At 75.2% G+C, this 25,948-nt stretch carries 28 protein-coding genes; 17 read left to right on the top strand and 11 right to left on the bottom strand.

Annotation, left to right across the window (positions count from 1 at the left end):
- Positions 1–88 precede the first annotated feature (88 nt).
- From folK to NPS70_RS24625, 6 genes are all read right to left on the bottom strand, one after another.
- A complete protein-coding gene (gene folK / locus NPS70_RS24600; RefSeq protein ID WP_256526591.1) occupies positions 89–688 on the bottom strand; it encodes a 2-amino-4-hydroxy-6-hydroxymethyldihydropteridine diphosphokinase in 600 nt (199 codons plus the stop codon).
- Complete coding sequence (gene folB / locus NPS70_RS24605) at positions 685–1,044, bottom strand: dihydroneopterin aldolase (RefSeq protein WP_256526592.1); 360 nt, start codon at positions 1,042–1,044, stop codon at positions 685–687. Before folB ends, folK begins: the two co-directional genes overlap by 4 nt.
- A 189-nt stretch (positions 1,045–1,233) precedes the next feature.
- Entirely contained in the window at positions 1,234–1,677 is a 444-nt protein-coding gene (locus NPS70_RS24610) for a nuclear transport factor 2 family protein (RefSeq protein WP_308315042.1), read from the bottom strand.
- Complete coding sequence (gene folP, locus NPS70_RS24615; RefSeq protein WP_256526593.1) at positions 1,674–2,534, bottom strand: dihydropteroate synthase; 861 nt, start codon at positions 2,532–2,534, stop codon at positions 1,674–1,676. Before folP ends, NPS70_RS24610 begins: the two co-directional genes overlap by 4 nt.
- Positions 2,535–2,635: 101 nt before the next feature.
- On the bottom strand, positions 2,636–4,513 hold the full coding sequence (locus tag NPS70_RS24620) for a phosphatidylglycerol lysyltransferase domain-containing protein (RefSeq protein WP_256526594.1): 1,878 nt from the start codon (positions 4,511–4,513) through the stop codon (positions 2,636–2,638).
- A 134-nt stretch (positions 4,514–4,647) separates the two neighbouring features.
- Positions 4,648–5,817 (bottom strand): ABC transporter ATP-binding protein, encoded by a 1,170-nt coding sequence (locus tag NPS70_RS24625; RefSeq protein WP_256526595.1) that lies wholly within the window; start codon positions 5,815–5,817, stop codon positions 4,648–4,650.
- A gap of 151 nt (positions 5,818–5,968) precedes the next feature.
- On the opposite strand from NPS70_RS24625, the gene NPS70_RS24630 reads away from it, so the two are divergent.
- The 4 genes from NPS70_RS24630 to NPS70_RS24645 all read left to right on the top strand — a co-directional run bounded on the left by NPS70_RS24630 (position 5,969) and on the right by NPS70_RS24645 (position 9,629).
- The gene (locus NPS70_RS24630; RefSeq protein ID WP_256526596.1) at positions 5,969–6,676 is read left to right on the top strand and encodes an ABC transporter permease; all 708 of its coding nucleotides are present in this window, start codon (positions 5,969–5,971) and stop codon (positions 6,674–6,676) included.
- Entirely contained in the window at positions 6,676–7,356 is a 681-nt protein-coding gene (locus NPS70_RS24635; protein ID WP_256526597.1) for an ABC transporter permease, read from the top strand. The genes NPS70_RS24630 and NPS70_RS24635 overlap by 1 nt, the downstream gene beginning before the upstream one ends.
- A 114-nt stretch (positions 7,357–7,470) precedes the next feature.
- On the top strand, positions 7,471–8,433 hold the full coding sequence (locus tag NPS70_RS24640) for an ABC transporter substrate-binding protein (RefSeq protein WP_256526598.1): 963 nt from the start codon (positions 7,471–7,473) through the stop codon (positions 8,431–8,433).
- Positions 8,434–8,531: 98 nt separating this feature from the next.
- Positions 8,532–9,629, top strand: a complete 1,098-nt coding sequence (locus NPS70_RS24645) for a hypothetical protein (protein ID WP_256526599.1) — start codon at positions 8,532–8,534, stop codon at positions 9,627–9,629.
- Between the two features lie 51 nt (positions 9,630–9,680).
- On the opposite strand, the gene NPS70_RS24650 is transcribed toward NPS70_RS24645, so the two are convergent.
- Entirely contained in the window at positions 9,681–10,823 is a 1,143-nt protein-coding gene (locus NPS70_RS24650) for an NADH-quinone oxidoreductase subunit D (protein ID WP_256526600.1), read from the bottom strand.
- Between the two features lie 76 nt (positions 10,824–10,899).
- Positions 10,900–11,883, bottom strand: a complete 984-nt coding sequence (locus NPS70_RS24655) for an SAM-dependent methyltransferase (protein WP_256526601.1) — start codon at positions 11,881–11,883, stop codon at positions 10,900–10,902.
- A 95-nt stretch (positions 11,884–11,978) separates the two neighbouring features.
- Between NPS70_RS24655 and NPS70_RS24660 the strand changes: the two genes are divergently transcribed.
- Both NPS70_RS24660 and NPS70_RS24665 read left to right on the top strand, forming a co-directional pair.
- The gene (locus tag NPS70_RS24660; protein ID WP_256526602.1) at positions 11,979–13,178 is read left to right on the top strand and encodes a sensor histidine kinase; all 1,200 of its coding nucleotides are present in this window, start codon (positions 11,979–11,981) and stop codon (positions 13,176–13,178) included.
- A 77-nt stretch (positions 13,179–13,255) separates the two neighbouring features.
- Complete coding sequence (locus tag NPS70_RS24665) at positions 13,256–13,915, top strand: response regulator transcription factor (RefSeq protein WP_256526661.1); 660 nt, start codon at positions 13,256–13,258, stop codon at positions 13,913–13,915.
- A 34-nt stretch (positions 13,916–13,949) separates the two neighbouring features.
- Here the strand turns inward: NPS70_RS24665 and NPS70_RS24670 are convergent, their stop codons facing one another.
- Positions 13,950–15,068 (bottom strand): DUF5937 family protein, encoded by a 1,119-nt coding sequence (locus tag NPS70_RS24670; RefSeq protein ID WP_256526662.1) that lies wholly within the window; start codon positions 15,066–15,068, stop codon positions 13,950–13,952.
- 107 nt (positions 15,069–15,175) lie between these two features.
- Here NPS70_RS24670 and NPS70_RS24675 point away from each other — a divergent pair, with 107 nt between their 5' ends.
- The gene (locus NPS70_RS24675) at positions 15,176–15,352 is read left to right on the top strand and encodes a hypothetical protein (RefSeq protein ID WP_256526603.1); all 177 of its coding nucleotides are present in this window, start codon (positions 15,176–15,178) and stop codon (positions 15,350–15,352) included.
- A 65-nt stretch (positions 15,353–15,417) separates the two neighbouring features.
- Here the strand turns inward: NPS70_RS24675 and NPS70_RS24680 are convergent, their stop codons facing one another.
- A complete protein-coding gene (locus NPS70_RS24680) occupies positions 15,418–16,710 on the bottom strand; it encodes a beta-eliminating lyase-related protein (protein WP_256526663.1) in 1,293 nt (430 codons plus the stop codon).
- Between the two features lie 297 nt (positions 16,711–17,007).
- Between NPS70_RS24680 and NPS70_RS24685 the strand changes: the two genes are divergently transcribed.
- The 10 genes from NPS70_RS24685 (at position 17,008) to NPS70_RS24730 (ending at position 25,224) form a co-directional block, all read left to right on the top strand.
- Positions 17,008–17,928, top strand: a complete 921-nt coding sequence (locus tag NPS70_RS24685) for a Rossmann-like and DUF2520 domain-containing protein (protein WP_256526604.1) — start codon at positions 17,008–17,010, stop codon at positions 17,926–17,928.
- On the top strand, positions 17,925–18,950 hold the full coding sequence (gene panC / locus NPS70_RS24690) for a pantoate--beta-alanine ligase (protein ID WP_256526605.1): 1,026 nt from the start codon (positions 17,925–17,927) through the stop codon (positions 18,948–18,950). The genes NPS70_RS24685 and panC overlap by 4 nt, the downstream gene beginning before the upstream one ends.
- Positions 18,947–20,677, top strand: coding sequence for an L-aspartate oxidase (locus NPS70_RS24695; RefSeq protein WP_256526606.1), 1,731 nt, complete (start codon positions 18,947–18,949; stop codon positions 20,675–20,677). Before panC ends, NPS70_RS24695 begins: the two co-directional genes overlap by 4 nt.
- Positions 20,674–21,681, top strand: coding sequence for a carboxylating nicotinate-nucleotide diphosphorylase (nadC, locus tag NPS70_RS24700; protein ID WP_256526607.1), 1,008 nt, complete (start codon positions 20,674–20,676; stop codon positions 21,679–21,681). The genes NPS70_RS24695 and nadC overlap by 4 nt, the downstream gene beginning before the upstream one ends.
- Positions 21,681–22,478, top strand: coding sequence for a type III pantothenate kinase (locus tag NPS70_RS24705; protein WP_256526608.1), 798 nt, complete (start codon positions 21,681–21,683; stop codon positions 22,476–22,478). The genes nadC and NPS70_RS24705 overlap by 1 nt, the downstream gene beginning before the upstream one ends.
- Before the next feature lie 189 nt (positions 22,479–22,667).
- Entirely contained in the window at positions 22,668–23,339 is a 672-nt protein-coding gene (locus tag NPS70_RS24710; RefSeq protein WP_256526664.1) for a hypothetical protein, read from the top strand.
- Between the two features lie 93 nt (positions 23,340–23,432).
- Positions 23,433–23,606: a hypothetical protein gene (locus NPS70_RS24715; RefSeq protein WP_256526609.1), complete on the top strand. Its 174-nt coding sequence runs from the start codon at positions 23,433–23,435 to the stop codon at positions 23,604–23,606.
- A 130-nt stretch (positions 23,607–23,736) separates the two neighbouring features.
- Entirely contained in the window at positions 23,737–24,195 is a 459-nt protein-coding gene (locus tag NPS70_RS24720) for a BlaI/MecI/CopY family transcriptional regulator (RefSeq protein WP_256526610.1), read from the top strand.
- 9 nt (positions 24,196–24,204) lie between these two features.
- Positions 24,205–24,732: an amino-acid N-acetyltransferase gene (locus NPS70_RS24725; RefSeq protein ID WP_256526611.1), complete on the top strand. Its 528-nt coding sequence runs from the start codon at positions 24,205–24,207 to the stop codon at positions 24,730–24,732.
- A gap of 156 nt (positions 24,733–24,888) precedes the next feature.
- Positions 24,889–25,224, top strand: coding sequence for an Lsr2 family protein (locus NPS70_RS24730; RefSeq protein ID WP_256526665.1), 336 nt, complete (start codon positions 24,889–24,891; stop codon positions 25,222–25,224).
- Here the strand turns inward: NPS70_RS24730 and NPS70_RS24735 are convergent.
- Positions 25,203–25,787 carry an SCO3374 family protein gene (locus tag NPS70_RS24735; protein ID WP_256526612.1) on the bottom strand — a complete coding sequence of 195 codons (585 nt, stop codon included), beginning with the start codon at positions 25,785–25,787 and terminating at the stop codon, positions 25,203–25,205. The genes NPS70_RS24730 and NPS70_RS24735 overlap by 22 nt on opposite strands.
- Between the last annotated feature and the right edge of the window lie 161 nt (positions 25,788–25,948).

A 25,948-nucleotide genomic window follows, 5' to 3' on the forward strand; every position in this document is an offset into this window, starting at 1 on the left:
CCACCTCGTCCGTACGGGGCCTGGTCCGCCTCGCCCGTACCGGGCCGCGCCCGTACGGGACGGTGATCGCCCCGTACGAGCCTAACGACTACTCGGGCAGCCGCAGTTCCAGGTCGGCACGGGCGTGGACCGTGCCGTCGCCGACCCCGGCGAGCAGCTCGGCCACCGCGCCGCGGCCCGGAAGCTGCGCCTCCGGCTGCACGTCGTGCCACGGGACCAGCACGAAGGCCCGCTCGTGGGCCCTGGGGTGCGGCAGGGTGAGCGCCGGGTCGTCGGAGACCACGTCCGCGTAGGACACGATGTCCACGTCGATCGTGCGGGGGCCCCAGCGCTCCTCGCGGACGCGGTGGAAGGCCTCCTCGATCGCCTGGCCGCGTTCCAGCAGCGAGGACGGCGGCAGCGTGGTGCGCACCACCACGACGGCGTTGAAGTAGGAGGGCTGGCTGCCGGGCTCCACGCCCCAGGGCTCGGTCTCGTAGACCGGGGAGACCGCCTTGACGCGCAGCCCCGGCGTGTCCTCCAGCAGGTCCACGGCGCCCTGCAGGGTCTCCAGACGGTTGCCGAGGTTGGACCCGAGGGAGATCACGGCCTGCTTCGGGTTGGACAGGGTCACGTCCGCGGCGTCCACCTGCTCGACCACGGACGCGGGCACCGGCTGCACGGTCGGGTCGCTCGCTGCCTGGTTCATACTCGGCTCCGGGTGATCGTGATGGTCACGTCGTCGAAGGGGACCGTGATCGGTGCGTCCGGTTTGTGGACCACGACCTCGACCTCCTCGACACCGTCGTGTTTCAGGCACTGGCGGGCGATGCGCTCCGCCAGCGTCTCGATCAGGTCGACCGGATCGCCCTCGACGACCGCGACGACCTCCTCCGCCACCACGCCGTAGTGCACGGTCTTCGCCAGGTCGTCGTCGGCCGCCGCCGGGCGGGTGTCCAGGCCGAGCACCAGGTCCACGATGAAGGTCTGGCCCTCCTCCCGTTCACGGGGGAAGACGCCATGGTGCCCGCGGGCCTTGAGGCCGCGCAGCGCGACACGATCCACGCGAATCACTCCTGCTTTCTCTGCTGGCGGACGGGTGCGCGCCACGTGCGGGTGGCGCGGTACCCGACGTCGAATCTACCGCCGGGCACCGACGGCCCGCGCCCACGGGGTCCCGCCGGGCCCGGTCGTGAGGAGACCGGGTCAGCGGCGCCTACCCCCCGAGGGGAGGGACGAACCTCCTCCGGGGTGTCAGGAGGGGCCGTCCTCCTCCTCGCCGTCGGAGTCCGCCAGCACGGGGGAGCCGTGGTGGGACCAGAGCTTCCAGCCGCCCGGCGTGCGGCGGAAGACGTTGGTGGCGACGACGAGCTGCCCCAGCAGCGGCCCGAGCTCGCCCGCCTCCTCCGCCGGCCCCCCGCTGAGGATGTTCTCCGTGCAGGTCACCAGGGCGGTGTCGCCGGCCACGTCGACCGTGACGTCGGTCAGGAAGAACTGGATGTACTCCGTGTTCGCCATGATCAGGGCGTAGGAGCGCAGGACCTCGCCGCGCCCGGAGAGCACCGGCCAGCCCGGGTGGACGCAGACGACGCCGTCGTCCATCCACAGCGCCGACAGCCCCTCGAAGTCCCCCCGCTCCATCGCCTCGTAGAAGGCGGTGTTGGCCGACTCGACCCGCTCCGCGTCGGTACGGCTCACCGGGCGGCGCCCTCGACGGCCCGGGCGACGCGGACGGCGTCCGCGGTGGCCCGCACCTCGTGCACCCGGACCGCCCAGGCGCCCCGGTGCGCGGCGATCGCGGAGACCGCGGCGGTGGCCGCGTCGCGCTCCCGGGCGGGCGGGGCGGTGCCCTCCTTGGCCAGCACATGCCCCAGGAACCGCTTGCGGGAGGCGGCGACCAGCACCGGGCGCCCCAGGGCCCGCAGCGCGTCGAGACCGGCGAGGAGCGCGAGATCGTGCTCGGCGTTCTTGGCGAAGCCGAGACCGGGGTCGACGACCAGCCGCTCGAAGGCGATGCCGCCCGAGACCACCGCGTCCAGCCGCTCCGCCAGCTCGGCCGTCACCTCGGCGACCACGTCGCGGTAGACGGCGCGGCTGTTCATGTCGGCGCTGAAGCCGCGCCAGTGCATCACCACGAAGGGCGCCCCGGCCGCGGCGACCACGGGCACCATCCGCGGGTCGGCGAGACCGCCGCTGACGTCGTTGACCAGCCGGGCCCCGGCGGCCACCGCCCGCTCGGCCACCGAGGCGCGCATGGTGTCCACCGAGACGGCGACACCCTCGGACGCCAGCCCCCGCACCACCGGGACGACCCGGCGAAGCTCCTCCTCCTCGTCGACCCGGGTGGCGCCCGGCCGGGTGGACTCCCCGCCGACGTCGACCAGGTCGGCGCCCTGGGCGACGAGGTCCAGGCCGCGCTTGACCGCGGCCGTGGTGTCGAACCAGCGGCCTCCGTCGGAGAAGGAGTCGGGTGTCACGTTGACGACTCCCATGACCGCGCAGCGGTCCCACTCCGGCAGGCCGTCGGCCGTACCCCGTCCGCTTGAGCTCTTCATGCTCCCAGCCTAGGTCTTCCGTTCGGACGGGGCCGAGCCGGTCAGGCGGCCGGGAGGCCGGTTCCGGCGGGGGCCGCCGGACGCCCTCGGGGGCGGCGCCGTCACGCGGCCCTGGTCCGGGACGCCCCGCCCTCCGGGGGCCCGGCGGCGTCCCCCGGGGCCCGGGCGGCGACGGGGAGGTGTGCGCAGGGGGCAGGCTCCCGGGCGGGCCGCCGCCGGGCGAGGGGCCGCGGGAGGGAGAGGTCGACGAAGCCCTCGGCGCGCAGTGCCGCCAGGCCGATCCGGGGCAGGTCGCGGGAGCCCCGGAAGACCACGAAGCGGGGCTCCCAGCGGGGCCGGAACTTCGCGTTGAAGCGGTACAGCGACTCGATCTGGAACCAGCGCGACAGGAACACCAGCAGCGCGCGCCAGGTCCGCAGCACCGGTCCCGCGCCGATGCGCTCCCCGCGGGCCAGCGCGGCGCGGAACATCGCGAAGTTGAGCGAGACCCGCGCCACGCCCAGCGCGGGTGCGCTGCGCAGCGCCGCGACGATGAGCAGCTCGTTCATGCCCGGGTCCGCGGCGCGGTCCCGGCGCATCAGCTCCAGCGACATCCCGTCGGCCCCCCAGGGGACGAAGTGGATGACGGCCTTCAGGTCGCCGTGGGGTCCGCCGCCGCCCGGCTTGTGCGCGGTCGCCAGGACCGCGTCGCCGTCCGCCGGGTCGCCGATGCGGCCGAGCGCCATGGAGAACCCGCGCTCGGTGTCGGTACCGCGCCAGTCGGCGGCGGCGCGGCGGATCCGCTCCAGCTCCTCGGCCGGGACGTCACGGACGCGTCGTACGCGGGTGCGGTAGCCGGCGCGCTCGATCCGCCCCACCATCTGGCGCACGTTGCGCATGGCGCGCCCCGCCAGGGAGAAATCCGCGACGTCCACCACCGCCTCGTCGCCCAGTTCCAGCGCGTCCAGGCCCGTCTCGCGCGTCCAGACCCGTGCACCGGTCTCGGAGCAGCCCATCACCGCCGGGGTCCAGGAGTGCGCCGTGGCCTCGTCCATGAAGCGCTCGATGGCGCCGGGCCACGCCTCCACGTCCCCGATGGGGTCGCCCCCGGCGAGCATCACCCCCGACACCACCCGGTAGCAGACGGCGGCCTTGCCGCTCGGGGAGAAGACGACGCCCTTGTCGCGGCGGAGCGCGAAGTGGCCGAGGGAGTCGCGGCCGCCGTGCTCGGCGAGCAGGGCGCGCAGGCGCTCCTCGTCCTCCGGGGTGAGCCGGGCCGCGGGGTGCTCGGGCCGCAGTGCCAGGTACACCGTGGTGACGGCCGTCAGCAGTCCCAGGGCGCCGAGCGAGTACGCGACGGTGCCGGAGGCGCCTGAGGTGTAGGCGAGGGGGCCCTCGACGCCGAACAGCCCGTACATGACGTGCTCCAGCCGGTCGGCGAGACCGGGGCTGCCCGGGGTCCTGCCCGGGTGCGCGCTCACGATCACCAGGCCGAGGAGGATCGACCCCGCGCCCATGGAGACGAAGTTGGCCAGCGCCCGCCACCGGCTGCGGGGGTCGGGGAGGGCCGCGAACTGCCGGCGATGGCGCACCAGCAGCCACAGCAGGGCCAGCGACAGCAGCACGCCGACGGGGGAGTGCCGGTAGGCGAACTGGGCGGCGGCGCCCAGCGGCAGCAGGACCACCGCGGCCCGCCACGCCCGGTGCTTGCGGCGCCGGAGGCCGTGCGCGAGCAGGAGCAGCAGGATGCCCGCGCTGAGCGAGAGCGCCGCGGCGAACGGGCCGAGCGCCCCGGGCAGCACCTCGGCGACGGTGTGCACCCGGCTGTGCCGGAACCGGGGGAACACCCCGGCGGCGATGTCGACCAGGCCCACGAAGGTGCAGGCGGCACCGACGATCGCGGGCGCCGACTCGGGGCGGGGGCCGCGCAGCCGTCGCCGGGCGCCCTTCGGTGGTCCCGGGTCCGGCCGTGGGGCGTCCCTGTCTACCGTTGCGGACATCGCTCGCGTGACTCCGATGAGGTCGTGCGCCCGGACCTCGGGGGGTGCGGTCCGGGCGATGGCGCCTTCTATGACGGCACCCGCCCCGGCAGGGTTCATCCGCACGCGGGGGAAATCCCGGCGAACGGCCGGTATCAGCCCCGGCCCGGACCTTCCGGTCCGGCCGCCCCGGACCCGGCCGCGGGGCCCGCGGAGCCGTCCTCGGCGGTCGGCGCCTGGGCGCCGACCGACCGCCGGAGCGCCCGGTGCAGACGCGCGGGCGTCAGCACCCCGGCGTAGCGGTCGCCGTCCTCGGGGTCGACCACCGCGATCCATCCGGCGTCGTGCCGGAGCATCAGGGACAGCGCCTGCTTGAGCGGGGAACCGAGCGGAACCCGGGCGTCCATCCGGCGGACGCGGTCGCGGACCTCTCCGCCGGGCCGCACCTCCTCGGCCGGGATCCATCCGTAGGGCCGCCCGGCGTCGTCGAGCACGACCGCGGGGCCCTCGGCGCCGTCCGGCAGCCGGTCGCCGAGACGGAGCACCGCCGGGTGCTCCAGGTCGACTCGTGCGAGCGGGGTGACCGCGAGCCGCTTCAGCCCCCGGTCGGCGCCCACGAACCCGGCCACGTACTCCGTCGCGGGGGCGCCGAGGACGGTGGCCGGGGCGTCGAACTGCTCGATCCTGCCCTGCCCGTAGACGGCGATGCGGTCGCCGAGGCGCACCGCCTCCTCGATGTCGTGGGTGACGAACAGCACCGTCTTGCGCACCCGCGACTGCAGGGCGAGGAACTCGTTCTGGAGGCGCTCGCGCACCACCGGGTCGACGGCGCCGAAGGGCTCGTCCATCAGCAGCACCGGCGGGTCCGCCGCCAGCGCGCGGGCCACGCCCACCCGCTGGCGCTGCCCGCCGGAGAGCTGCTCGGGGTAGCGCGGGCCGTGGACGGACGGGTCCAGCCCCACGAGTTCGAGGAGTTCGGCGGCCCGGGCCCGTGCCCGCGCCCGGCCCGTGCCGAGCAGCTGGGGGACGGTGGCGGTGTTGTCGAGCACCGTGCGGTGGGGGAAGAGGCCGACCTGCTGGATGACGTAGCCGATGCGGCGGCGCAGCTGCACCGGGTCGACCCCGGCCACGTCCCGGCCCTCCACCAGGACCCGCCCGGAGGTCGGCTCCACGAGGCGGTTGACCATCTTCATGGTGGTCGTCTTCCCGCAGCCCGACGGGCCGACCAGGGTGACCAGTTCGCCCTCGGCGACCTCGAAGGAGAGGTCGTCGACGGCACTGGTGCCGTCCGCGTACCGCTTGCTGACGTGCTCGAAACGGATCATGGCTCCCGATTCTCCCCCCTGCCGCGGACAGCGCCCCGGCGAGGTGGGGCGGGGGGCACCACGCCTGTCGGCGGCCGGGGTTAGGGTCGTCCCCGGTGCGCACCGTACGTGCCGTCGACATGCGTGCGGTTTTTCGGGGGAGGTGGGAAGGGTGACGTCCGAGCCGGCCGCGGGCAACTGCCTGGTGGCGAACGACTGGATCTGCGGCGCCTATCTGCGCAGCCGCGGCCCGGAGCTGACCGACGCCACCCTCCAGCACGTCTGGATCACGGTCCTGTCCGTGGCGATCGGTGTGGCCGTCGCCCTGCCGCTCGCCCTGCTGGTGCGGGCGCGGCCCCGGTTCGCCGCGCCGGTGCTCGGCCTGACGACGCTCCTCTACACGATCCCCTCGCTGGCGATGTTCTCGCTGCTGCTGCCGCTCTTCGGGCTCTCGGCCGCGTTGGTGGTCACGGGGCTCGTGCTCTACTCGCTGACCATCCTGGTGCGCAACACCCTCGCGGGCCTCCAGGCCGTGCCGGAGGAGGCGCGGGAGGCCGCCCGGGGCATGGGCTACGGGCCGCTGCGCCTGCTGTGGGAGGTCGAACTGCCGCTCGCGCTGCCCGCGCTGATGGCCGGGGTGCGCATCGCGACGGTGTCGACGGTCGCGCTGACCACGGTCGGGGCGCTGGTCGGCAAGGGCGGCCTGGGCAACCTGATCGACGAGGGCCTGCAGACCACCTTCAAGGCCCAGGTGCTCACCGCCTCCCTGCTGTGCGTGCTGCTGGCGGCCGTCGCCGACGTGCTGCTGCTCGGGCTCCAGCGGCTGCTCACCCCCTGGACCAGGGCCCGGTCCGACCGGGCGGGAGGGGCGGCGCTCTGATGGGAGTCCTGACCGACGTCTGGACCTGGCTCACCACCGCCTCCCACTGGAGCGGGGAGGGCGGGGCCTGGCAGCGCCTGGTGGAGCACCTGTACGTCAGCGGGGCGTCCCTGCTCCTGGCCTGCGCGGTGGCGCTGCCGCTCGCGCTCTGGCTGGGCCACATCGGCCGGGGAGGGGCCCTGGCGGTCACCCTCGCGAACGCCGGGCGCGCGATCCCGGTCTTCGCCGTCCTGGCCCTGTTCATGCTCACCCCGCTGCGGAGTGCGGGCTACTGGCCGACCGTCCTCGCCCTGGTGCTCTTCGCGGTGCCGCCGCTGCTGACCAACGCCTACACGGGCATGCGCGAGGTGGACCGGTCGGTGGTGGAGGCGGCGCGGGGCATGGGGATGTCCGGGGGCCAGCTCTTCCTGCGGGTGGAACTGCCGCTGGCCTACCCGCTGCTGATGACGGGGATCCGCTCGGCGGCCGTGCAGGTGGTGGCCACCGCGACGATCGCCTCCATGGTGGGCCAGGGGGGCCTGGGGCGGATCATCACGGCCGGTTTCGCCACGTACGACACCCCCCAGGTGGTCGCCGGGGCGCTGCTGGCGGCCCTGCTCGCCCTGCTGGTGGAGGGCGTGCTCGTCGCCGCGGACCGGCTGCTGAGCCCGCTGCGCAGGCCGGCCGCCGCCGGGCGGTGAGGCGCCCCCGATGCCCCGGCACGCCGCCCCCGTGTCCGCTGTGTTCGCTCGCTGTGTTCGCTCGATCGGTTGCCGACGACGGAGGAGTCCGAAGTGTCTAGGACGGAGAGCCTGATGGGAAAGACCTTGCGCGTGACGGGTGCGGTACTCGGCGCGGCAGCGCTGGTGGGGGGACTCACCGCGTGCGGCGGCGACAGCCTGGAGCAGCAGTCGGGCGGCTCCCCCGGGGACCGGGGGAACCTGGTCGTCGGGGCCGCCGCCTTCACCGAGTCCAAGGTGCTCGCCGAGCTGTACCGCGGAGTCCTCGACGAGGCGGGCTACACCGTCTCGATCACCACGGTGAAGAACCGGGAGCTGTACGAGCCCGCCCTGGAGAAGGGCGAGATCGACATCGTGCCGGAATACGCGGCGACTCTTGCGGAATTCCTGAACGCCAAGGTCAACGGCCCGAAGGCGCCCGAGGAGAAGCCCGTCGCGTCCAGCGACGTGGAGGCAACGGTCGAGGCGCTGACCGCTCTCGCGGAGCCGCTCGGGCTGAAGGTCCTCGACGCGGGAAGAGCCGTCGACCAGAACGCCTTCGCCGTCACCCGTGAATTCGCCGAGAAGAACGACCTGGCGACTCTTTCCGACCTCGGCCGGGCGAAGATCCCCGTGAAGATCGCCGCCGGTGACGAGTGCGAGGTGCGGCCCTTCTGCGCTCCCGGCCTCACGTCCGTCTACGGCATCGAGGTCGCGGGCATCGACCCCAAGGGAGTCGGTACGCCCCAGGCGAAGCAGGCCGTCAAGGACGGTGAGGACCAGCTCGTCCTGACCACCACCACCGACGCCACCCTGGAGTCCTTCGGGCTCGTGCTGCTGGAGGACGACAAGGCGCTCCAGAACGCCGACAACGTCCTTCCGGTGGTCAACGCGAAGGACGCCGGGGACCAGGAGATCGCCGATGTCCTCGGCCGCCTGACCGCGGCGCTTACGACGGAGGACCTGGCACGGCTGAACCGCGCCGTGGACGCGGAGCGGGCGAAGCCGGCGGACGCGGCGAGGGACTACCTGGTGGAGAAGGGACTGATCAAGAAGTAGGGGCTGTTCCGCAGGCGGCGCGCCGGCCCGGCATCGCATTCCAGAGATTTGCCGGGCCGACACCCCATTCGGCCTCTACGCACGGTAAATTTCGGGCCATGCCACGTGGACGCCACCGCCATTCACCGCCCCTGCACAAGCAGCTGCCGCCCTCGGCCGTGGCCGGAGCCGCGGCCCTGTGCGCCCTCGGAGCGTGGTTCACCGGTGAGGCCCTCGTGCTGCGTCTGCTGGTGGTCGCCGCCGCGGCCGCCGCCGTCACCGGCGCCGTGATCATGCGCAGCTGGGACCACGGCGCGGGCCGCCGGGTCGCCGAGCTGACCCGCGCACGCGCCAGCGACCAGTGGAAGGCCGAGGAGCGCATCGCCGAACTGGAGGCGGACGTCGAGGAGTCGCGCGAGCTGCGCGCCAAGCTCGACGCCAAGCTCCGGGCCAAGCGGGTGGAGCTCGCCGGGCTGCGCGGGGAGCACGCCGCCCTGCTGCGCCGCTACGCCACCGCCGAGACCGAGCGCGCCAGCGCCCTGGAGGGCCGCCGGCAGCTCGCCGTCGACTCCGCGGCCCCGGCCAGGGCGCTCCCGCCGGCCGGCTCCACGCCGACCCCGGCGGTCTTCGCCCGCGCGGCCCGCGCCCTGACGGAGCTGTCCCGCAACGCCGCCGCGCAGGAGGCACGGCGCACCGTGGAGGAGGCCCGGGCCCGGGACCTCGCCGACCGCGCCCGCGAGACGGAGGACGCCACCGGCCGGCACGCGGCCCGCTCCGCCGCCCCCAGGACCCGCACCGCTCCCGCGCTGCCCGCCCGGAAGGCCGTTCCGGCGGCCTCCGCCGTCCTCCCCCACGGTGCTCAGGGCCTGCGGGCCCGGCGCCCGGAGGGCGGTTTCGACTTCTTCGGCACTCAGGCCGGTGCGGAGGGCTCCGCCCAGGGCGGTCCCGCGCCCCGGACCGGTGCGGAGCCGTCGGCCGGTACCCCGGCGCAGCCTGCCGGGGAGCGGGCTGCGGAGGAGGCCGCCCCGGCGGCCCCGGCCGCGCGGGAGCAGATCGAGGCGGTGCAGGACGAGGACCTGGCCGACGTGGTCGGCCAGGAGGCACTGGCGGCGGAACGCGCCAAGGACACCCGCGCCATCGGCAAGGTCATCGACCTCACCGCGCACGACGAGACCGAGCAGCTGGACGTGGCCCGGCTGCGCGGCGCCGTCTCCTGAACCGCCCCGGCGCCTGCCGCGCGACCGCGGCGGGCGCCGTTCTCCCCGGTCCTACTTGTCGATGTCGCCGACGACGAAGAACAGCGACCCCAGAATGGCCACCATGTCGGCCACCAGGGTCCCCGGCAGCAGCACGCCGAGCGCCTGGATGTTGTTGAAGGAGGCCGAGCGCAGCTTGAGGCGGTAGGGGGTCTTCTCGCCCTTGGAGACCAGGTAGTAGCCGTTGATGCCGAGCGGGTTCTCCGTCCAGGCGTAGGTGTGGCCCTCGGGGGCCTTGAGCACCTTCGGCAGACGCTGGTTGACCGGCCCGGGCGGCAGCTCCGCGATCCGGTCCAGGCAGGCGTCCGCCAGGTCGAGGGCGTTGTGGGTCTGGCCCAGCAGCACCTCGAAACGGGCCAGGCAGTCGCCCTCGGTACGGGTGACCACCTCCAGGGCCTCCCCCAGCTCCCCGTACGCCAGGTACGGCTCGTCCCGGCGCAGGTCCACGTCCACCCCGGAGGCCCGGGCGATGGGGCCGCTGACCCCGTAGGCGTGCACCGCCTCGGCGGAGAGCACCCCCACTCCCCGGGTGCGGCCGCGGAAGATCTCGTTGCCGAGCACCAGACGGTCGTAGACGTCCATCCGGGAGCGGACGGAGGCGACCGCGCCCCGGGCGCGCCCGAGCCATCCGGCCGGCAGGTCCTCCTTCAGTCCTCCGACCCGGTTGAACATGTAGTGCATCCGGCCGCCGGAGACCTCCTCCATGACGTGCTGGAGCTCCTCGCGCTCCCGGAAGGCGTGGAACACCGGGGTGATGCCGCCGAGTTCGAGGGGGTAGGAGCCGAGGAACATCAGGTGGTTGAGGACCCGGTTCAGCTCGGCGAGCAGCGTGCGCGTCCACACCGCCCGCTCGGGGACCTTCATGCCGAGCATCCGCTCGACGGCCATGACCACGCCCAGCTCGTTGGAGAACGCCGACAGCCAGTCGTGGCGGTTGGCCAGCATCACGATCTGGCGGTAGTCACGGGCCTCGAACAGCTTCTCGGCCCCCCGGTGCATGTACCCGATCACCGGCTCCGCCTCGCGGATGCGCTCGCCGTCGAGGACCAGGCGCAGCCGCAGCACGCCGTGCGTGGAGGGGTGCTGGGGGCCGATGTTGAGCACCATGTCGGTGCTCTCCGCCGCACCGCCGATGCCGACCGTGGTCTCCGTCATGCGCCCAGTCTCTCAGAGCGGACCCGCCGCCCACGGCCCGGCCGGGGCGCCCCGGCCGGGCCGTGGGCCGGGTTCCTCACAGGGCCCCCGGGGCCCCCTCGGGAACGGGCTGGACCAGCCAGGTGAAGTCCCCGAGCCCGCCGCGCGCGGTCAGCTCGGCCGCCTCGCCCGCCCGCGCCAGCGCGCGGACGTACCCCGCCGGATCCGACGACGCCAGGGACAGCGGCGGCCTGCGGCCGGAGACGCCGAGCTCCCGCAGCACCTCGTGCTGTGGGCGCAGCCGCGCCCCGGGGGCCGCTGCGGCGCAGGCGTCCAGCGCCACGTGGGCGGTGATGTCGCAGCTGCCGTCGGGCACCGGGCGCACCTGGCGGCCGTCCCGGAACCCGGTCAGGGTGCCGAGGACGGGGCGCTCGTCCGCGGTGTGGGCGTAGTCGACGGCGACCGCGAGGCCGGCCTCCAGACACCCCGCCGCCCGCGCCCACGCCTCGTCGCGCGGGCGCCCGATCTCCGCCCGCGACCCCGGCCCGGCCGGGGGCCACCAGCGCTCCAGCCAGCGCGCGTCGGCCCCGGCGACCTCCTCGCCCAGGCGCTCGGTGCCCTCCCGGTCGACCAGCACCCGCCGGCGCCGCCCCCGTGCGTCCACCTCGGCGACGTCCACGGGGACGTTGTCCAGCCACTCGTTGGCGAAGAGCAGCCCGCTCTCGCCGCGCGGGACCTCCCGGTGCCAGCGGATGCGCGGGTCCAGCCCCTCCGGCCGCCCGGCGCGCTCCACGGCGTGGGCGCGCACCGGGAAGTCCGGCGGCAGCGCGGCCAGCACGCCGCTCAGCAGCTCCCCGCGCCCCGCCCCCACGTCGATCAGCGCCGGTTCGCGCAGCCCGAACCGGTCCGCCGTGCCGACCAGCAGCCGGGCCACGGCGGAGGCGAACAGCGCGGAGGCGTGCACGGAGGTGCGGAAGTGCCCCGCGGGACCCTCGGGCCTGCGGTAGAACCCCTCGGGCCCGTACAGCGCCGCCTCCGCCGCACGGCGCCAACCGACCTGCTCACCGGCATCGGACCTCATGTGCACAGTCTCCACCTTGGGGAGTACGGCCCGGCCGGGCGGATCGCCCCTCCGGTTGACTCCGGCACCTATCCCGCTTCCTTACGCTTGGTCGCGTGCAGCGCCTCTACGACTTCATCCGCAGACACCCCACGGGAGTCGACTCGCTCTGGGCCCTCGGGCTCGTCGGGCTCACGCTGCTGTCCGTGGCCGGGGTCACCGAGGGGCCGGCCCATTTCTGGGCCGCCGTCGGGATCGCGGTGCTGTACGGCGTGGTCGTCGCGCTGCGCCGGCGGATGCCGGAGCGGATGCTGCTGCTGGCAGCGGCGCTGGGCGTGGCCCAGCTGGCGGCCGACGTGACGGTCTACCCGGCCGACTTCGCCATGCTGGTGATCATCTACACGGTCGCGGCCCACGGGGGTCCCCGGTGGGCGTCCCGGCTGGCGCTGGTCGGCGGGATCCTCGCCGCGCCGCTCGCCCAGATCCGCTGGCCGCTGGAGGACGCCGGGCCCGGCGGGCGGGTGTTCTTCACCGTGGTCATGGCGCTGCCCTTCGTCCTCGCCTGGGTGCTGGGCGACTCGGTCCGCACCCGGCGCGCCTACTTCGCCCAGCTGGAGGAGCGCGCCACCCGGCTGGAGAAGGAGCGCGAGGCGCAGGCGAAGGTCGCCGTGGCGGCGGAGCGCGCCCGGATCGCCCGGGAGCTGCACGACGTGGTCGCGCACAACGTGTCGGTGATGGTCGTCCAGGCGGACGGCGCCGCCTACGTCCTGGACTCGGCCCCCGACCAGGCGAAGCAGGCGCTGGAGACCATCTCCGGCACCGGGCGGCAGGCGCTCGCGGAGATGCGCAGGCTCCTGGGCGTGCTGCGCACGGGGGACGCCCCGGAGAGCGGGGAGTACGTGCCGCAGCCGGACGTCGGGCAGATCGAGGACCTGGTCGAGCAGGTGCGCGGCGCCGGCCTGACCGTCGACTTCCGCATCGAGGGCACCCCGAGGCCGCTGCCGAGCGGGGTGGAGCTCACGGCCTACCGCATCGTGCAGGAGGCGCTGACCAACACCCGCAAGCACGGCGGCCCGGAGGCCGGGGCGAGCGTCCGGCTGGTCTACTTCGACGACGGCCTCGGGCTGCTCGTGGAGGACGACGGCCGGGGGGCCTCGCACGAGCTGTACGAGGACGGCGGCGCCGACGGCAGGGGCCACGGGCTGATCGGCATGCGCGAGCGGGTCGGCATGGTCGGCGGCACCCTGGACGCGGGGCCCCGGCCGGGCGGCGGTTTCCGGATCAGCGCCCTGCTCCCGCTCAAGCCCGCCCCGTAGCCGCACCGGCCCCGCTCCGGGGCCCTGCCCTTTCCGAAGCGAGAGAACGAGGACCGACCGTGACGCCCATCCGAGTGATGCTCGTGGACGACCAGGTGCTGCTGCGCACCGGCTTCCGCATGGTGCTCGCCGCCCAGCCGGACATGGAGGTCGTGGCCGAGGCGGGCGACGGGGCCGAGGCGATCGGCATCCTGCGCTCCACGGCGGTGGACGTGGTGCTGATGGACGTCCGCATGCCCCGGCTCGACGGGGTGGAGGCGACCCGCCGCATCTGCACCGGGCCGGACGCGCCCAAGGTCCTCATCCTGACCACCTTCGACCTCGACGAGTACGCCTTCTCCGGCCTGAAGGCGGGCGCCAGCGGGTTCATGCTCAAGGACGTCCCGCCCGCCGAGCTGCTCGGCGCCATCCGGTCCGTCCACAGCGGGGACGCGGTGGTGGCCCCGTCCACCACCCGCCGGCTGCTGGACCGGTTCTCCCCGCTGCTGCCGAGTTCCGGCAGGGAGCCGGAGCACAAGGAGCTGGAGCGGCTCACCGGGCGGGAGCGGGAGGTGATGCTGCTGGTCGCGCAGGGGCTGTCCAACGGTGAGATCGCGGCCCGCCTGGTGCTGTCCGAGGCCACGGTGAAGACCCATGTGGGCCGCATCCTCACCAAGCTCGCGCTGCGCGACCGGGTGCAGGTGGTCGTGCTCGCCTACGAGACCGGGCTCGTCCGCGCGGGCGGCGGCGCCGGCTGACCCGGCTGCCCGCAGGGGCGGTCGCCGGGCGCCCTCAGCGCAGCACGGTCTCCAGGAAGTCGCTGCCGATCCGGGCCACCGCGGCGACGTCCAGCTGGTGGAGGACGTAGCGCCCGCGGCGGCGGGTCGTCACCAGCTGCGCCTTCTTCAGCACGGCCATGTGCCGGGAGACCTCGGGGGCCGTGATGCCGCACGTCTCGGCCAGTTCGCCGGTGGTGTGCGCGGCACGGGCCAGATGGCGGCACAGGCGCATCCGCAGCGGATGGGCCAGGGCCTCCATCCGCCGCTCCAGCAGTTGCACCGTGCCCGGACCGGTGATTTCCGGTGCGGAGACCGGGTAGTGGATCACGGGCCGCCAGCCGGGGGCGTGCAGCACCAGCAGGTGCGGCCAGCCGAAGCTGGTGGGGACCAGGGTGAGCCCGGCGCCCACGGCCGGGTCCACGGCCGTGGTGCGCCCCTGGGCGAGCTTGTCGGCCGTGATCCTGCCCCGCTCCTCGTCCACGGCGAGTGCCGGGGAGGCGGCGTGCAGCGTCTCGGCAAGGCCCTTGCGCCGCAGCAGGTCCGTCTTGCGGCGGGCGTCCGCGGCCAGCCGTCCGGCGGTCCGGCTCCAGGTGTCGGCGAAGAAGGCCTCGTCGCAGTCCTCGAACAGCCGCCTGACCCAGGCGCGTACCCCGGCGGGGTCGGCCAGCAGCCGCCGGGTGAAGTCCAGTTGCCGGGGCCCGCGGGTGGCCGCGAGGTCGAGTGCCTGCTTGCGCCGCCGCTCGTCGCTCAGGGCGGAGTAGCCGCCCGCCGAGTAGTGGCTGGCGCAGGTGAACTCCAGGGCGGCGGCCACGAAGAGCTCGTCGTCCAGTCGGTCGAGCAGGTCGAGGTCCTCCGCCAGCGTCGTCCCGGGGCGGCCCCCGCCCTCGGCCGCCGTGAGTCCCGCGAAGGGCATGAACACATCGGAGAAGATCGTCCGCCAGAGGAAGTCCGCCTCGCACAGCCGGTCGGCGAGGTCCGGCTTGAGCCCCGCCGAGGTGGCGGTGGCCCAGCCGTGCAGCCCCGGGTGGTGGCCGGGCTCGGTCAGCGCGTGCAGCGCCACGCCCAGTTCGGCCAGCGGGGAGATGTCGAAGACGATCCGCTCGGGCGCCAGGCCCGCGATCTCGATGGTCACGCTCACGGCACCCATCGTGCGCCGTCGCGGGCCTTTCGGCCGCATCGTTTGACGGGGGGCGTCAATCGGCGCGACGCGGGCCGCCCCGCCGCGCCAGCGTGGGCAGCGTGAACGCGATGCACCAGCACATGATCGATCTCCGCCGGACAGCACGGGAGGCCGAGGCCGCGCCCCCGCGGCCCGGCGAGCTGGCGGGGCGCCGGCTCCTCGGGTGGCTCGACTCCCGCCGCGCGGCCCGGCGGGCGCGGTACCGGGCGGCGGACGGCCGCGCGGACGGAGGCTGACGCGGCCGGCCGTCGCGCGCCGGTGGCCGCCGGGCGCGTGCCGCGGCGGCGCGTTCGCGCCCGGCTCAGGGCAGCCGGCGGGCGAAGTCCGCCGCCGCCTCGCCGACGTCCCGGGCCGACCACCGCAGCCCCTCCGCGGACACCGTCACCTCGGTGCGGCACATCCCCGGCGGCCCGTCCGGGAACCAGCGGCGGAAGAGCGTCACCCCGGTCTCCTCCGACTGCGCCAGCGCGGCCGCGTTCGCGGCGTCCGCCTCGACGGGCAGCCACACCTGGAACTGGTGGGTCTGCGGCACGGGCGGGTTGACGCGGTGCCACGGGACGCCCCCGGCGGCCAGTCCCTCGCCCAGCGCGGCCGCCACCGTCCTGGCGTGGGCCACGTAGGACGGCAGCCGGGGCAGCTCCCGCTCCAGCCCGACCAGGCCGGACAGCGCGGCCGGGTACTGCTGGAACACCTGCCCGCCGTAGCGGTGGCGCCAGGCCCGGGCCTCCTCCGCGAGGGAGTGCGGGCCCGCGAGCACCGCCCCGGACAGTCCGCCCAGCGACTTGTAGAAGGACACGTAGACGCTGTCCGCGAGGCCGGCGATCTCGTCCAGCGGGCGCCCGAAGTGCGTGCTGCACTCCCACAGCCGGGCCCCGTCCACATGCACCACCGCGTCCCGCTCCCGGGCGGCGCCGACGGTGGCCACCAGGTCGTCCCACTCCGGCAGCACGAACCCGGCGTCCCGCAGCGGGAGTTCCAGCATCAGCGTGCCGAAGGGCTCCTCCAGCTCCTGCACCTCCTCCGCCGAGGGGAGGCGGGGCTCGTGCGTGGGGTGGACGGTGCGCAGACCGCCGACGACCGACAGGGCCGAGCGCTCGTGCACCTCCGGATGGGACAGCGGGTGCAGCGCCACCGTCCGGTTGCCGGTGCGCCCCGCCCAGCAGCGCAGCGCCACCTGCTGCGCCATGGTGCCGGTGGGGAAGTGGACGGCGGCGGGGAAGCCGAGCAGGGCCGCGGTCCGCCGCTCCAGCTCGGCGACCGGGCCGTCACCGTAGAGGTCCACCGGGGAGTCCATCGCGTAGACCTCCGCGGCCCCGGCGACCAGCGCGGTCAGGCTCTCGCGCACGGTGCGCTCCGCGGAGCTGCGCCACAGGACGCGCGTGGACGCGCGCCAGGCGGCGACATGGCGCTCCCTGTCGTCCGCGTCCGGGGCGCCGTCCCCGGCGTCCGCGGCGTCCGCCTCGGTGCCGCGGCCGTCCCGGGGGCCGTCCTGCGCGGCTCCGTGGGCGCCCTCCGGGGCGGCCCCGGCGGTCGGGCCGGCGCGCCGGGCCCCTTCCGGCTCCCCGCCCTCGCCGCCGCCCGCCCCGGAGCGCACCCCGGGGGCCGCGGCGCCGCGCGGGGGGAGCGCGCCGCCCGGTCCCGGCCGCGAGGACCCCGCGCGCGGTGCGCCGGGTCCGCCGGGCGGCGGACCGCCCCGGGTGCCGGGAAGGGGAGTCCGGGCCTGCCGGGACTCCTGGTGGGTGCGGGGCTCGCCGTGCTCACTTCTCTCGCTCACGGTGCGATCATCGCCCACAGCCTGTGGACAACGGGGGAGAGCGCGGCGGGCCCTGGCGTAGCATCGTGACGAGAAATCGTCCGGTACCCCTCGCGGACTGGAACGGAAGGCCCCCGCGTGAACGCCACACCAGCACAGGAACCGCTCGATCCGCGGGACCGCCCCGCCCGGCTGGCCGTGGGCGTCGTCGGCGCAGGGCGCGTCGGCCCGGCGCTCGCGGCATCCCTCGCGCTCGCCGGCCACCGGCCCGTGGCCGTCTCCGGCGTGTCGGACGCCTCCCGCCGCAGGGCCGCCGCCCTGCTGCCCGACGTCCCGCTGCTCACCCCCGCCGAGGTTCTCGAACGCGCCGAGCTGGTGCTCCTCACGGTGCCCGACGACGCGCTGCCCGGGCTCGTCGAGGGGCTGGTGGAGACGGGGGCGGTGCGCGCCGGGCAGCTCCTGGTGCACACCTCCGGCCGCTTCGGCGCCCGGGTGCTCGACCCGGCGACCCGCGCCGGAGCCCTCCCGCTCGCCCTCCACCCGGCGATGACCTTCACCGGCACGGCCGTGGACGTGCAGCGGCTCGCGGGCTGCTCCTTCGGGGTCACCGCCCCCGAGGAGCTGAGGCTCGCCGCCGAGGCACTGGTCATCGAGATGGGCGGCGAGCCCGAGTGGATCCTGGAGGAGGCCCGCCCGCTGTACCACGCGGCCCTCGCCCTCGGGGCCAACCACCTCGTCACGCTCGTCGCCCAGTCCATGGAACTGCTGCGCACCGCGGGCGTCTCCGCCCCGGACCGGATGCTGGGCCCGCTGCTGGGCGCCGCCCTCGACAACGCCCTGCGTTCCGGTGACGCCGCCCTGACGGGGCCCGTCGCCCGGGGCGACGCGGGCACCGTCGCCGCCCACGTCGAGGAGCTGCGGCGCCACGCCCCGGGCGCCGTGGCGGGCTACCTGGCCATGGCCCGCACCACCGCGGACCGCGCCCTCGCCCACGGCATGCTCAAGCCGGAGCTCGCCGAAGACCTGCTGGGCGTCCTCGCGGAGGGGGACCTGCGATGAACCGTGCCGCCGCCCGGGCCGTGGACCTGCTGCCCACCCGCGCCGACCTCCACCGCACCCTCCGGGGACGCGCCGCCGCCGGAAGCACCGCGGTGGTCATGACCATGGGCGCCCTCCACGAGGGCCACGCCGAGCTGGTCCGGGCCGCCCGCGCGCACGTCGGCGAGGAGGGCTTCGTCCTCGTCACCGTCTTCGTCAACCCGCTCCAGTTCGGCGCGGGCGAGGACCTCGACCGCTACCCCCGCACGCTCGACGCCGACCTGCGGGCGGCCGCCGCCGCCGGGGCGGACGCGGTCTTCGCGCCGTCCGTCGGCGAGGTGTACCCCGGGGGCGATCCGCAGGTGCGCATCACCGCGGGCCCGATGGGGGAGGTGCTGGAGGGCCGGACACGCCCCGGGCACTTCGACGGCATGCTCACCGTGGTGGCCAAGCTGCTCCACCTCACCGGCCCCGACGCGGCCTTCTTCGGGCAGAAGGACGCCCAGCAGCTGGCGCTGATCCGCCGGATGGTCCGCGACCTGAACTTCCCCGTGGAGGTCGTCGGGGTGCCCACCGTCCGGGAGGAGTGCGGGCTGGCCCGCTCCAGCCGCAACGCCTACCTCTCGCCCGCCGAGCGCACCACCGCCCTGGCGCTGTCCCGGGCCCTGTTCGCCGCCCGCGACCGCCTGGCGGCCCAGCACGCCCTGCACGCCCGGGCGGAGGCGGTGCCCGCCGCGCCCGCGCGGGCCGCCGCCCTGTCGGCGATGGGCGAGGCCCGGGCCGCGGCCGACGCCCACGCCGTGGCGCGGGCCGCCCCCGCGGGCGGAGCGGACGCCGTGCGGGCCGCCGCCCGGGCGGTGCTCGACGAGGCGGCGGGCGCCCGGCCGCCCCTGGTCCTCGACTACCTGGCGCTGGTCGACCCCGGCACCTTCACCGAGGTCCCCGACGACCACGCGGGCGAGGCCGTCCTGGCCGTGGCCGCGAAGGTGGGCGGCACCCGCCTGATCGACAACATCCCCCTGACCTTCGGAGCCCCCCAGTGACCGGAATACGGCTGGCCGCCCCCGCCCCCGGGTGGGCCATCGAGGCCGAGGTCGTCGTCGTGGGCTCCGGGGTGGCGGGGCTGACCGTCGCCCTGCGCTGCGCCGCCCGCGGACTGAGCACCGTCGTGGTCACCAAGGCCCGCCTGGACGACGGGTCCACCCGCTGGGCCCAGGGCGGCATCGCCGCCGCCCTCGGCGAGGGCGACAGCCCCGAGCAGCACCTGCGGGACACCCTCGTCGCGGGCGCCGGCCTGTGCGACGAGGAGGCGGTGCGCGTCCTGGTCACCGAGGGACCCGGAGCCGTGCGCCGGCTGATAGGCACCGGCGCCCGCTTCGACACGGACCCCTCCTCCGGCGCGATCGAGCTCACCCGCGAGGGCGGCCACCACCGCCGCCGCATCGCGCACGCGGGCGGCGACGCCACCGGTGCGGAGATCTCCCGCGCCCTGGTCGACGCGGTGCGCGAGCAGGGCCTGCGCACCATCGAGAACGCCCTCGTGCTCGACCTGCTCACCGACGCCGAGGGACGCACCGCCGGTGTCACGCTCCACGTCATGGGCGAGGGGCAGCACGACGGCGTGGGGGCGGTGCACGCCCCCGTGGTGGTACTCGCCACCGGTGGCATGGGCCAGGTCTTCTCCGCCACCACCAACCCGGCCGTCTCCACGGGCGACGGGGTGGCACTGGCCCTGCGGGCCGGGGCCGAGGTCTCCGACCTGGAGTTCGTGCAGTTCCACCCGACCGTGCTCTTCCTCGGCCCCGGCAGCGAGGGCCAGCAGCCGCTGGTCTCGGAGGCCGTGCGCGGCGAGGGCGCCCACCTGGTCGACGCCGACGGCGTCCGGTTCATGGTCGGCCGGCACGAGCTCGCGGAGCTGGCCCCGCGGGACGTGGTCGCCAAGGGCATCATGCGCCGGATGCACGAGCAGGGCGCCGAGCACATGTTCCTGGACGCGACGCACTTCGGCGCCGCGATGTGGGAGCAGCGCTTCCCGACGATCCTCGCGGCCTGCCGCGCGCACGGCATCGACCCCGTCACCGAGCCCGTCCCCGTCTCGCCCGCGGCCCACTACGCCTCCGGCGGCGTGCGCACCGACCTCGACGGCCGGACGACGGTCCCCGGCCTCTACGCCTGCGGCGAGGTCGCCTGCACGGGCGTCCACGGCGCCAACCGCCTGGCCTCCAACTCCCTGCTGGAGGGGCTCGTCTTCGCCGAGCGGATCGCCGCCGCCGTCACCCCCGGCCCGGTCGGCCCGCCGGTGGCGGGCGGCGAGCGGGTGCCGCTCCTCGCCCCGGAGGCCCGGCGGGAGATCCAGCAGGTGATGACCCGGGGCGCGGGCGTCATCCGGACGGCCGCCAGCCTCGACGAGGCGGCCGCCGAGCTGGAGTCGCTCTCCCGGCAGGCCGCCGAGGACGCCGGCTCCACCGGCAAGTCCGCCGAACCGGGTGTCGAGTCCTGGGAGGCGACCAACCTGCTGATGGTCTCCCGCGTCCTGGTGGCCGCCGCCCGCGAGCGCGCCGAGACGCGCGGCTGCCACTGGCGCGAGGACCGGCCGGACCGGGACGACTCCGCCTGGCGCCGCCATCTGGTGCTGCGGCTCCCGTCCGACCGCCGGCCGGTCGCCGGCCGCACCGACTCCGAGGCGTTCCCGCCCGTCCTGCCCGTACCGCCGGGAGGCTCCACCGCGCCCCCGGCCCCGACCTCCACCCCCAGGGAGCCGCAACCGTGACCACGCCCGAAGAACGTCCCGAGCCCGTGGACGTCCCGCTGATCCAGATCGGCGGGACCGCCGCCGGCACGGGCTGCGGCGACGGCTGCGGCTGCGCCGACGAGGTCCCCGAGAGCGGACTGGACCCCGCGCTCGCCGAGCTCCTCGCCGCCTCCGGCCTCGACCCGGTGCAGATCGAGGACATCGCCCACCTGGCCGTCGAGGAGGACCTCGACGGCGGTGTGGACGTCACCAGCGTGGCCACGGTCCCCGAGGACGCCGTGGCGACCGGCGACTTCACGGCCCGCGAGGCCGGCACGGTGGCGGGCCTGCGGGTCGCCGAGGCGATCCTGTCGATCGTCTGCACCACCGACTTCGAGGTGGAGCGCCACGTCGAGGACGGGGACCGCGTCGAGGCGGGCCAGAAGCTGCTCTCCGTCACCGCGGGCACCCGGGAACTGCTGACCGGCGAGCGCAGCGCCCTCAACCTGCTGTGCCGGCTCTCCGGCATCGCCACGGCCACCCGGGCGTGGGCGGACGCCCTGGAGGGCACGGGAGCGAAGGTCCGCGACACCCGCAAGACCACGGTCGGGCTGCGTGCGCTGGAGAAGTACGCCGTGCGCTGCGGGGGCGGGGCGAACCACCGGATGTCGCTCTCCGACGCGGCCCTGGTGAAGGACAACCACGTGGTGGCCGCCGGGGGAGTGGCGGAGGCGTTCAAGGCGGTGCGGGACCGCTTCCCCGAGGTCCCGGTCGAGGTCGAGGTGGACACCCTCCACCAGGTCCGCGAGGTCCTGGACGCGGGTGCCGACCTGATCCTGCTGGACAACTTCACCCCGGCCGAGACGGAGGAGGCCGTCGCCCTGACCGCGGGCCGCGCCGTCCTGGAGTCCTCCGGCCGCCTCACCCTGGACAACGCCCGGGCCTACGCCGAGACGGGCGTGGACTTCCTCGCGGTGGGCGCCCTCACCCACTCCTCGCCGATCCTGGACATCGGCCTCGACCTGCGCGAGGTCGGGTCCTGATGCTGCTCACCATCGACGTCGGCAACACCCACACCGTCCTGGGGCTCTTCGACGGCGAGGACATCGTCGAGCACTGGCGCATCTCCACCGACTCGCGCCGCACCGCGGACGAGCTCGCGGTCCTGCTCCAGGGGCTGATGGGCATGCACCCGCTGCTGGGCGACGAACTCGGCGAGGGCATCGAGGGCATCGCCATCTGCTCCACCGTGCCGTCCGTCCTGCACGAGCTGCGCGAGGTCACCCGGCGCTACTACGGGGACGTGCCCGCGGTGCTGGTGGAGCCCGGCATCAAGACCGGCGTGCCGATCCTCATGGACAACCCCAAGGAGGTCGGCGCCGACCGCATCATCAACGCGGTCGCGGCCGTCGACCTCTACGGTGGCCCGGCGATCGTGGTCGACTTCGGCACCGCGACGACCTTCGACGCGGTCAGCGCCCGCGGGGAGTACGCGGGCGGGGTGATCGCGCCCGGTATCGAGATCTCCGTCGAGGCCCTGGGGGTCAGGGGCGCCCAGCTGCGCAAGATCGAGCTGGCCCGCCCGCGCAGCGTGATCGGCAAGAACACGGTGGAGGCCATGCAGGCCGGCATCGTCTACGGCTTCGCCGGCCAGGTCGACGGCGTGGTGCAGCGCATGAAGCGGGAACTCGCGGACGACCCGGACGAGGTCACGGTGATCGCCACCGGTGGCCTGGCCCCGATGGTGCTGGGCGAGTCCTCGGCGATCGACGAGCACGAGCCCTGGCTCACCCTGATCGGCCTGCGCCTGGTCTACGAGCGGAACGTCTCGCGGATGTGACGGGGGGGCGCGCCCCGCGGCGCGCCCCCCCGGCCCCGGGGCCTCCACGGCCGCCGGGGCCGCCTCTCCGGGGCACCGGGGCCCCGGAGAGCCCCCACGCAACGCCCCCTTTCGTACCATTAGGCGGAATACGGCCCATCGGCTCGTATGGTCGGCCCCATGCCCACGCCACACGGACCCCACGGCGGCATGGCCTTCGGTGCGAACGAGCTGCGAGTGCTCCGCCGCGCCCTCGCCGCCGCCCTCCATCCCGTCCCGCTCCCCGCCGAGGACGCCCGCGCCTGCCTGCGCCTGGCCGACGCCGTGGACGAGGCGGTGAGCGAGGCGGCCCGGCAGCGGACGTTCCTGGCCGCCGACCTCGCCCGCTACCGCCGTGCCCTGCCCGGGGCGGCGTCCACCTACCTGGAGCTGCTCCAGGAGGCCCTGGCGGCCGGGTACGAGCCGACGGCCGAGGACCTGGCGGCCCTGCGGCCCCTCTCCGGCGACCCCGAGGCCGCGGCCGTGCTCCGGCGCTGCCTCTCGCTCGCCGAGCAGGGGGTGCGCGACCGGCTGGCGCAGGGCGCCCCGCCAGGAGCCGCCTCCGGCGCCGCGCCGCGCGCCGCCGCCCCGGAGCCCGCCGCGCCGGAGCCCTCCGCCCCGGAGCCCTCAGCGCCCGCGCCCTCCGGTCGTCGCCGGGGCCGGCTCCTGGCGCTCCCCGGGGGCCGTGCGGCCGACGAGCCGCGCAAGCCCTCCCCGCAGTCTCCGCGGCCCCGCCCCACCCCGGGGGAGCGCCCCACACCCCCGGTCCCCAAGCCCTCCGAGGTCTTCCCGCCGCGCCGCAAGCCCACCCCGCCGCCCTCCGGCACCCGCGCCGCCGGCTGACCGGGCGCGCCGCGCCGGGCGCCGCCCCCGCGGGAGCGGCGCCCGGCGGGCCCTGCCGGTTCGCGCGGACGGGGCCTCGCTACCCTGGACGCCATGGACTACGTTTCCGCGCTCGTGCCCCCGGTGGTGATGGCCGCGTTCTTCATCGGCCTGGTGGTGACGATCGTCAAGAGCCAGGGCGGCCCCAACAAGGCCAAGGAGGACGCGGCGGTGGACGCCGCCCTGAGCCGTGCGGAGTCCGCGCGGCAGCCCGGCACCGACGCCTGAGCGGGCGGCCCGCCCGGCGGGCACCCGACGCGACACCGCAGGACGCACGGCCCTCACGGGCCGTGCGTCCTTTTCGATGCCTTCTCCGTCAATGGCCCGCTGCCGAACTTCCTCCCACTATGGTGGCAATGTGCCCCGCCAATTGGGAGAGCTCGAAGACGCCGTCATGACCCGCGTCTGGCGATGGAACCGGCCGGTCACCGTCCGGGAAGTCCTGGAGGACCTCCAGAAGGACCGGTCCATCGCCTACACGACCGTCATGACGGTTATGGACAATCTCCATCAGAAGGGCTGGGTGCGCCGCGAAGTCGACGGCCGCGCCTATCGCTATACCGCCGTCTCCACGCGTGCCGCCTACGCGGCGGCGCTGATGAACGAGGCCTGGGCCCAGAGCGACAACCCCGCGGCCGCTCTCGTCGCCTTCTTCGGGATGATGTCGCCGGAGCAGCGGGAGGCGCTGCGCGCGGCGATGCGCATCCTCCAGGGAGATGTGGGTGACCCGGGCGGTGAAGACGCCGAACGCGCTGCGGGCGGCGAACCCGGCGAGGACGGCGAGGCCGCCGACGGGGCGGGCGGGACGGGGCGATAGCGTCGCGCCATGCCTTATGCCGCAGCAAATGCCGTCACCATCCGGCGGGCCAGGACCGGCGATGTCCCCGACGTGCGGCGACTGGTCGATCCGTACGTGAGTGAAGGCATCCTGCTCGACAAAGCGACGGTCACTCTTTACGAGGCCATCCAGGAGTTCTGGGTCGCGGAACGCGACGAGGACGCGAAGGTGGTGGGCTGCGGCGCGCTGCACGTCATGTGGGAGGACCTCGCCGAAGTCCGCACCCTCGCGGTCGACCCGGAGTTCCGGGGGCACGGCGTCGGCCACCAGGTGCTCGGCAAGCTCCTGCAGACGGCACGCTGGCTGGGGGTGCGCCGCGTATTCTGCCTGACCTTCGAGGTGGACTTCTTCGGGAAGCACGGCTTCGTCGAGATCGGGGAGTCCCAGACCCCCGTCGACACCGATGTCTACGCCGAGCTGCTGCGTTCCTATGACGAGGGCGTCGCGGAGTTCCTGGGGCTCGAACGAGTGAAGCCGAACACCCTGGGCAACAGCCGCATGCTTCTGCACCTGTGAGGGCAGCATGGGCCGGAGGGAAGCAGCGAACCCTATGTCCGAATCGCGTACGTTTCCCGCGTTCTCGTGGTTCTGAACCTCGGCCGAGGGTTTGTGTTTTCCACGGAAAAGCGGTTTCCTTTCCGCGTACTGCATTTTTCGATGAAAGGAAATCCGGTGGCGCAGAAGGTTCAGGTCCTTCTTGTCGACGACCTCGACGGCGGCGAGGCGGACGAGACGGTGACGTTCGCTCTGGACGGCAAGACCTACGAGATCGACCTCACCACCGCCAATGCCGACAAGCTCCGGACACTGCTGGAGCCTTACGCGAAGAACGGCCGGCGAACCGGCGGTCGCGCCGCGGCGGGCCGGGGCAAGGGCCGTGCGGCGGCGGGTGGCAACAAGGACACCGCGGAAATCCGCGCATGGGCGAAGGCGAACGGCTACGAGGTCAACGACCGCGGCCGTGTCCCCGCCGCCGTGCGCGAGGCCTACGAGAAGGCCAACGGCTGAACACCGGTCCCTCCGGCACGGGCGCGCACCGCGCGCAGCAGCCGGACCCGGTGGCACTCGGCCGCCGCCGCGGCCACCAGCCGGACCAGGTCGGGGGCGTCCGCCCTGCCCCCGAGTCCGCTGAGGGCCGGGAGCCGCGTCCGGTGCCCTGCCGTGGGCGGGCGCAGCCAGCGGTGCTCCCCGTGGGCGCCCTGCCCGGGCGGCGGTGGAGCGGTGATCCGCCCGCCCGCCCCCACGGCGGCGAGGTCCAGGTCCACCCCGCTCCAGTCCAGCCACTCCAGCAGGGACGGCAGCTCGTCCGCCGTCCCGGCGGCCGTCAGCAGCCGCATCCGGTCCCCGGCCGCGGCGGCGGGCCCCGTCGCGGGCCCGCGGGCGAGCAGCGCGGCTCCGGCGTCGAGCGGCAGCTCCAGGACGTCGAAGGCGGCGCCGGTCAGCAGCTGGACGGGTGGTCCGGCCACGGCGTCCCAGCCGAGCGCCGTGCGGTACCAGCCCACCGCTCCCTCCGGGACGTCCTCGGCGGACGCGCGGGGGTGCGGGACGGCGGGCGGGACGGTTGCGGCCATGATCCGGGAACTCCTCGACCCTCCGAGACGTCACACAGGGTGTGTGCGGCATCGCACAGTGTGGCGGATCGGGCGGGGTCCGCGGAGGGTGAACGGCGCAAGGTTGTTCGCCCGTAGCTGAGGGAACGGGGGTGCGCCGCATGGACTGTCGGTGGCGGCGG

Origin of the sequence: Streptomyces sp. C10-9-1 (genome assembly GCF_024497955.1) — a bacterium.
GTDB classification, from domain to species: Bacteria; Actinomycetota; Actinomycetes; order Streptomycetales; family Streptomycetaceae; genus Streptomyces; species Streptomyces sanyensis.

Coding starts and splice junctions, on each gene's coding strand:
- NPS70_RS24655 (WP_256526601.1), bottom strand. CDS start 11,883: ATGAGGTCCGATGCCGGTGAGCAGGTCGGTTGGCGCCGTGCGGCGGAG.
- NPS70_RS24645 (WP_256526599.1), top strand. CDS start 8,532: ATGCCACGTGGACGCCACCGCCATTCACCGCCCCTGCACAAGCAGCTG.
- NPS70_RS24635 (WP_256526597.1), top strand. CDS start 6,676: ATGGGAGTCCTGACCGACGTCTGGACCTGGCTCACCACCGCCTCCCAC.
- NPS70_RS24640 (WP_256526598.1), top strand. CDS start 7,471: ATGGGAAAGACCTTGCGCGTGACGGGTGCGGTACTCGGCGCGGCAGCG.
- NPS70_RS24725 (WP_256526611.1), top strand. CDS start 24,205: ATGCCTTATGCCGCAGCAAATGCCGTCACCATCCGGCGGGCCAGGACC.
- NPS70_RS24705 (WP_256526608.1), top strand. CDS start 21,681: ATGCTGCTCACCATCGACGTCGGCAACACCCACACCGTCCTGGGGCTC.
- NPS70_RS24665 (WP_256526661.1), top strand. CDS start 13,256: ATGCTCGTGGACGACCAGGTGCTGCTGCGCACCGGCTTCCGCATGGTG.
- panC (WP_256526605.1), top strand. CDS start 17,925: ATGAACCGTGCCGCCGCCCGGGCCGTGGACCTGCTGCCCACCCGCGCC.
- NPS70_RS24710 (WP_256526664.1), top strand. CDS start 22,668: ATGGCCTTCGGTGCGAACGAGCTGCGAGTGCTCCGCCGCGCCCTCGCC.
- folK (WP_256526591.1), bottom strand. CDS start 688: ATGAACCAGGCAGCGAGCGACCCGACCGTGCAGCCGGTGCCCGCGTCC.
- folP (WP_256526593.1), bottom strand. CDS start 2,534: ATGAAGAGCTCAAGCGGACGGGGTACGGCCGACGGCCTGCCGGAGTGG.
- NPS70_RS24625 (WP_256526595.1), bottom strand. CDS start 5,817: ATGATCCGTTTCGAGCACGTCAGCAAGCGGTACGCGGACGGCACCAGT.
- NPS70_RS24650 (WP_256526600.1), bottom strand. CDS start 10,823: ATGACGGAGACCACGGTCGGCATCGGCGGTGCGGCGGAGAGCACCGAC.
- NPS70_RS24735 (WP_256526612.1), bottom strand. CDS start 25,787: ATGGCCGCAACCGTCCCGCCCGCCGTCCCGCACCCCCGCGCGTCCGCC.
- NPS70_RS24620 (WP_256526594.1), bottom strand. CDS start 4,513: ATGTCCGCAACGGTAGACAGGGACGCCCCACGGCCGGACCCGGGACCA.
- NPS70_RS24715 (WP_256526609.1), top strand. CDS start 23,433: ATGGACTACGTTTCCGCGCTCGTGCCCCCGGTGGTGATGGCCGCGTTC.